Source organism: Ruegeria sp. BHSB056 (assembly GCF_059613305.1).
The window spans coordinates 1-7,004 of the sequence record NZ_JBXWSG010000128.1; the positions used below are offsets into that span (position 1 = coordinate 1).

At 57.4% G+C, this 7,004-nt stretch carries 5 protein-coding genes; all 5 read right to left on the reverse strand.

What is annotated here, in order from left to right:
• On the reverse strand, positions 1-1,045 hold a 1,045-nt coding region (locus tag AC2FND_RS19105), incomplete at its 3' end, for a hypothetical protein (RefSeq protein ID WP_496771307.1).
• Positions 1,042-2,142: a BtaA family protein gene (locus AC2FND_RS19110; protein ID WP_480508958.1), complete on the reverse strand. Its 1,101-nt coding sequence runs from the start codon at positions 2,140-2,142 to the stop codon at positions 1,042-1,044. The genes AC2FND_RS19105 and AC2FND_RS19110, both read right to left, overlap by 4 nt.
• The gene (locus tag AC2FND_RS19115; protein WP_496771308.1) at positions 2,135-4,591 is read right to left on the reverse strand and encodes a PEP/pyruvate-binding domain-containing protein; all 2,457 of its coding nucleotides are present in this window, start codon (positions 4,589-4,591) and stop codon (positions 2,135-2,137) included. The genes AC2FND_RS19110 and AC2FND_RS19115 overlap by 8 nt, the downstream gene beginning before the upstream one ends.
• A complete protein-coding gene (locus AC2FND_RS19120; RefSeq protein WP_496771309.1) occupies positions 4,588-5,499 on the reverse strand; it encodes a UbiA family prenyltransferase in 912 nt (303 codons plus the stop codon). Before AC2FND_RS19120 ends, AC2FND_RS19115 begins: the two co-directional genes overlap by 4 nt.
• Positions 5,496-6,734, reverse strand: coding sequence for a hydroxymethylglutaryl-CoA reductase (locus tag AC2FND_RS19125; protein WP_496771310.1), 1,239 nt, complete (start codon positions 6,732-6,734; stop codon positions 5,496-5,498). The genes AC2FND_RS19120 and AC2FND_RS19125 overlap by 4 nt, the downstream gene beginning before the upstream one ends.
• Between the last annotated feature and the right edge of the window lie 270 nt (positions 6,735-7,004).

Sequence of the window (7,004 nt, forward strand, 5' to 3'; positions counted from 1 at the left end):
GCAGCGCGACAACAGTGAGTCCCATGGCCAACCCCATCGCACTGAGCCCAAAGAAGGAAATTGCATCCCATCCCGTTGCATTGCCAGCCGCAAGCCAACCGAACCCCAAAAGCCCCAAGGCGGCTACAATATCCAGATTGGGGTACTTGCTGTCACAAGGAGAAGCGGTTCGCGCCCAGCCGTGTGCGGCAAGAACCATAATCGGCAATACTGTGTTCTGCAATTTCGCGGCGGCCAACAGCAAAAAAACTGCGACAACATACACACGGGTCGCATGTTTGGTCAGGCCCATCTTGGTTCCCACCACGCCGAAACTGGCAAGGGCGGCAAAGAACATGGCGGCCAACAGGGCGAGTTCGGCCAAAGAGCTGTGATAGTGGCTGTTCAGAAAAATCAACAAGCCAAGCGGCAGGAACAGGTTGTCAAACCCTCGCCAACTTTGCGCCTCGACCAATGTGCCAAAACCCGCCACCATAAGGCACAACATCATGATGTTGGATGGTGGGAGGCTCGACATGAACAAGAAGCAGATGATCGCGACCAACAGCGTTACGACAAAAAACACGACTGAGCCTTCCAAGCTCTTGTCGCCATCCTCCACCACGTAGCGTTTGGTTCCATAGGTAGTTCCGGCCAGCGCAGCGGCGGCATCCGCCAGTGTGAGAACGGCGATTGGCAGGATGTAGAACAGTGTGTTTTCCCCAGCCAACAGGAAGCAAAGCCCGACTGACAAGGCGAGCAGAAAGTCACCGTAGGACGTACGCTCTACCCCATGCAGGGTCGCACCCAGACCCGATGAAAAGCGCGGAAGGCGGAGCACCAGCATCACCAGCATTGTGGCTGCAATCAGCATGTAAACTGGCCAACGGTCGGGAAAGAGCCAGGGCAGCAGCAACGCAAAGAGGCCCGTACTGACATGCATCAGCTTGCGCTGTACTTCGGCACCCAGAACCGCCGTATTGGTCAGATGGCGTATGACCATCATTAAGCCGATCAGAGCCAGCACGGACCCCGCAGCCAGCAGGATCTGCCCAAATACGGTCACGGCTGAACCTCTTCGACAACGAAATCCGAATAGAAAAACGCCATGTCTTGGGTTTTCTGCTGGGTTTCAATGTCGACCAGGGTTTCTATCTGGTCCCGGTATTCTGGCGGAACCCGCCGGGGTGCCATCATATTCCAGTAGACCAACCGGGCGTTTGGCTCTGCGGCGGTCAGGATAGAGCCGTAGACCTGCGGGAAGGTCTCGGGGGACATGTATTCAAAGATGTCGGACAGGTTGAACCCGCTGGCTTTCTCACCGGTCGACACAAAAGCCTCGAGCGACCCAAGGCGGATGTCCAGACGATCCAGCCGGGATCGGATTGTTTCGTAATGCTCGGGACGCCATGCCATTGGCAGCGCGTCGCCGTGATCACCTTTGAGAATCCAGTGCAGATAGGGATTTTTCGAGGGATCGGTGGTGACCCCAGCGTGACGGATGCGACGGGCAACATGTTGGGCCGGGCTGCCCTCGACATGGTCGAAGAATGCGCTGTCCCGGCCCATACGACCCATGACGAAGCGAGAAAAAAAGATGTTCAGCAAGAGCCGCCATCGAACCGTGTTGAACTGCGTGTCAAAGAAAGTTTGACGCTCAGCGGGCGTACGGAGAAGGAACACCTCATCAATAGTTCGGCGTGAATGCACAAGTGGCAGAAGCCAAGTTCGAAAGATGCGAAAATAGCGTTCGAACTTACCGACGCCGCCGATGCCGTATTTTTCGACATCCTGGGTCAGGGCCTGCCAGAAAGTGCGCGTTTCTGCATCTGTGGCATCCATTACCCGGCTCAGCAATGCTCCTCGTCGGCTACTGGGGCGCGAGCCCGTAAGTTCAATGAATTCGGGATGGGACAGCACCTGATAGGCTGCGACTCTGAGGTTGAGGCAGGCGATCTGCGCCGGTGACAAGTCTAGAACAACTACGCGCGCTGGATCGAGTGTCAGCATCGCAAGCGCATTGTCCCCGGCCGAACAGATGGACACTAATATCCTGCCCGCGCAGTCGCCCAAGGCAGAGGTGAGAACGTCTGCGTCCTCCCACAGTTGGGCATAGCGGATATGGTCGAAATCCGCTTTTTTCTCAATCTCACTGCTACCCATCACACCGCTCCACCGCGCCGCTTGCCCCGTCGACCGAGATCATCTCGCCATCTTCGATCCAGTGCGTGGCGCCTTTCAGGCCAACCACGCAAGGGATGCCCAGTTCACGTGCGACAATCGCCGAATGTGACAACAGCGACCCCCGTTCGACAACGATGGCCGACGCGTTTGAGAATACGGCGATCCAACCCGGATCGGTATAGCGCGCCACCAGGACGTCCCCAGGGTTCAGAACTTCGGTGCGTGGATCGCGGATCACGCGCGCTCGGGCCTTGATCTGTCCTGCGGAACATCCCGTGCCATGCTTTACCCGTGCGGTCTCTACCGCGACTTCTACGGTTTCGGACCAGATCGGCGCGATGGCGGGACCACGAATTTCGATGCGTTCCGGCGGGTCGGGGCGTCGGGACGAGGCTTCATCCTCCTGTTTGCGCCGCGCAACGATACTTTTCAGATCAGGCGTTAGGCCATAGCCTTCGACTGCTCCGAGAACCTCATGTGTTGTCAGAAAAAATACATCCTTTGGGGACGAAAGCAGATCGCGCGCGGTGAATTCCCGGCCGATGCCCAAAAACACACGCCGCGCATAACCAAAGATACGCGTGCGTTCAAAGCGTAGGTTTTCGCGGTCGCGCACACGTGCTTTGGTCCAGCCCAAGATCCATTTGGCCAATTGCCGTTTGAGTGGGTTTGCCGGAAACAACGCCTGCCAGTCTGGCTCAGTTCCTTCCTTACGCCCGGACGGGGGACGTTCAGCGCTGGCTGCAATGGCCAGCAAAAGGCTGGTCGGGTCGTCGCGCAACGGAACGCTTTCCAGCTTTAGCTCTTCGGTGCACCGGTCGCCGAACTTTTCCAGATACGCTTCAACCTCGGCTTCGATTTTCTGGTTTCCTGACAAAACCGATAGATGCGCATTGGCCTTCAAAGGTGCGGCAAGGCCAGCATGCCGGACCAACTCTCCCATTCGGGCAATGCGTTGAGCGGGTTCCGCCGAAACGATATCGCCTTGCCCGATCATGAGGTCATTGTGCATGGCCAACCCATCGTCGCCCAGCCACTTTTGCAGCAGGTTCCGCGAGCCACCAAAAGCAATCATGCACAGAAAATCGTTGATCAGCGGGGCGTCCCAACGATCCAGAAGAGTGCTTTCAATGCGGCGATACTCGGCAGCCAGTTCGGTCGAGTTCGAGGCATCCATATCCAGCCCCGTCTGCAATATGTCGTTCAGCCTCCGATAAAAATCGCGCCGGGTCCGTGGCAGTCGGATGGCCTGCCAGATCAGGCTGCCTGCAACCTTGGCCAGTTTCGCGTAATCCAAGACCTTGTGCCAGCCGGTGGTGGGGGGCGGAGCAAGAGCATCCGTGACCTCACGCGGCATCGGTTCAGAAACGCCCATCATCGTTTCCATATAATCGCGGTTCAGCGAAAACCCGGGCAACAGCGCCAGCGCGCGATACCAGTTGATCAGATTGTAATAGGCACGCCCGTCCACCCGCCCCAGCAAATTGTTAAATACAGTTGGATGGCGGGCAACCGTGTGCCGGGATACGCCTAGCAGCCTGACGAAAGCGCGATACACCTGAGAATACACATGCAGGGCAAAAGAATAGGTCAACGGGCTAACGATGCCGGGATAGCTTTCGACGATATTGGAGTTGTCGAAAATGGTCAGTGTCTGGTCTTCGAGCGCCGCAGGGCGCAGGGTTGTGGTAATCGGTCGGGCCTGCAGAATATGAAGCCCTTGCTCATCAATGGCCCACTCAATGTCCTGAGGGAGGCCGAACAGCGCTTCGGATTTTCGGGCGAGGGCCGCGATGGACTGCGCCTCGGACGCGGTTAAATGCCTGGGTGTTACTGGAGCGCTTTCCGGTGCGCCATCCGCGCCGATGATCCAGTCTTCTCCGTCCGCTTCACCTGACACAAGCTGTTCTGCAAGTCCATCAATAGCCGAGATCACGACCACATTGCGCCGGCCACTGACCGGATCGGCGGAAAAGGCGACCCCGGCCGTCTTTGCATCGACCATGCGCTGTACGATGATTGCAGGAGCCTCGACCTCGCCGCCGGATTTGACCGCTCGGTATGTTTCGACTGTAGCCGAGAAGCCGGACTGCCAAACCTTCTTGGCTGCCTCGGTCACATGCTTGCTCGGAACATTCAGGAGCGACTCGAACTGTCCCGCATGGCTGTTGTCCACGCCATCCTCGGATCGGCCAGAGCTGCGCACCGCGTAAGGTCCGGGCCCGAGTGTTTCAAGCGCAGCAGTCAATGCCGATCGCAGGCCCTTCTGCGCGATTGGGCCGGATTGCCCCATGCGAAACGCATCATTTGTGATGACAAAGAACGCGGGTGGCGAAAATCCGTGCTGCGACAGATGCGATAAGGCCGCCGCTTTCCCTCCGACAACCGAGACATCGTTAGCATCCGTTTGGGCGACAATGAAAGTCAAACAACGTCTCCGATCAGTAAGGGCAGGAAGCCAGCCGTGGCATAGCAGAAGAAAACCCACAGACCGGAAACAGTGTCCATCCTGTTCTGGGCTTTAACAGTTGGTGCCTGACTGTAGCGAAATGCGGCAGCCCCACAGAGAACCAGCGCTATCGCGCCGATCAGGGCGCTTGGCCAGCCAACTCCGGTGGCGCTGCCCGTGCCGACAAGAAGCGTGTAGGACAGCACGACACAGCCGATCCAGATACGCCCCGCCAGATGCGGACCCCATAGGGCGGAATATGTGTCGACCCCGGCAATCTCGTTTTCGGGCGCCCATAATTTGCGCCCTATCTCAAGGACGCAGCCATTTACAAAAGACAACGCTAGGAACAGCCAAAGAGAGGGCGCTGCCGCGCCTGCCGGTAGCCATTCAAGACCGGTCAGTAACAGATCAATCAAGGGCATGATTGCCATATGGCTTAGCAGGTACAGAATTGGCCGTGCCTTCAGCCAGGCTGGAACACCGAATTCAACTGTCATCGCCGAGAGCCAGATCCAGACGGCGCCCAACAGCCACAAAGCCGACGGCTGCCAGAACCAAGCGGCGGCAAGTGCCAGTGGAATGGTCAGCAAACCCAAGATCAGAACTTCGCCCGAAGAGACCAATCCGCGTGGGATCGGCCTGTCGGGCCGGTAGCGCCGGTCGTCCTCTGCATCCTTGAACTCGTCACAGACCCGCATCTGGAAGAACAGCGCCATGGCCAGCACGAAACCCGCGGCAAAGGCGGGCCAGTCGGGCAGGGGGCGGTCCGCGAGACGCGCGGAAACGCAAATGCTGGCGGCAGAAAACACCAGCAGCAGCGGGACGGTTTTCTTCAGTGGAAAGCGTTCGGACTGATATATCCAGACTCGATTCTGAAAACTCATCTTTGCCGGGCCAGACTTTCATGGGCGCGGGTGAAATGACCCGCTGCAATCGCTGCAACGATCGAGATTTCTCCGCATAGGCATGTGGCTGCGGCAACCTCGGCCAAAGCTGTACCACAACCGTTACCGCTGAGGCCAAGTATGTTCAGCGCGGCTGCTTGGCTTGGCAAGCCGGTTCCGCCGCCGACCGATCCAACTAGGATGTTGGGGAGAGTCACCGAGCAGAACAGATCGTCGCCCCTTGGCTCCATGCGCGTTACACCTATAGCGCTTTCGGCAACGCAGGCCGCGTCCTGTCCGGTTGCAATGTAAAAGGCTGCCAACCCGTTGGCATAATGCGCCTGCGCACCAAACTGGCCGGACAAATGCGCCCCCAGATTGGCGACGCGGCCATAGTCCAGCATCGCCTCGACCGTTGTTCCCATCGTCCTTTCGACAATCTCAGCCGGAAGCGTGACCGAGGCGCTGACCTTGCGCCCGCGCCCTGTCACTAACCCCAACGCCGAGGCCTTTTTGTCGCCCGAGAAATTACCTTCGACATACCAGTTTTCAATCTTAACAGCGCAGTTATCCGCGATTGCGTGGCACAAGGCATCGGTGGCGATAGTCACCATATTCTGACCCGCCGCATCACCTGTTGTATAGCGGCAAATCAAGAAAACGACGTTTGTGTCGATGAACGGCTCCAGTGATACAAGTTTGCCATGACGGGTCGTCGCTTCGGCCGCAGATTGGAGCATGTCGACATTTGTCACAACCCAATCCACGAATTGCCCAGCCCTTAGCAGGCTCTCGAATACAAAGGCCGGTGTACGCAGTACACCTTCGTACAAAACGGCAGTGCTGATACCGCCCGACCGGGTGGCGGCGTAAGCGCCCCGGGCATAGGACGCGACAAGCGCTGCCTCGGTGGTGGCGAGGGGGACATGGAAATCGCCATTTGCGTTCATCCCGTTCAAGCGCAAGGGGCCAATAACCCCGACAGGCAGCTTAACCGTCCCTATGAAATTCTCGATATTGGCCCCGTAGATTTCGGCGTCCTCGATGGTCGCCGGATCTGCGATCTGTGCTTGATCCGCTGCACTGGCCGTCGGTTTCAACTGGTTCCAGAAGTGTCCGATGGTCTCTTTGGTAGGCTTGCGGGACGGGCGCAATGTTGAAAACTCTGCATCGCTTGGGGCCATCTGCCGGGGTATCTGATCTGCGTCAAATCGTGCTTTTATGCGTTGAAGCATTTCGCGAACGTGAAACGGAATTACCAATAGCGCGCTCCAATAGATTTTCTGTACAGAGGTGTTGCAGCTAATAAACGATGCGTGGGCAAGTTATCAGTCGTATGACTGAAATCCAGCCAAATGTTCATAGATCAAGTGTTCGATCCCAAAGGGTCTCGTAACTGTATTTCTCAGGGGGTCTGAGCCGACCAGTTTTGCCGAGATTTGAGGAGTGCGTTCGCGATTGTAACAAGCTTTCTAGCGACTGCTGTGATGATGACTTTGTGTGGC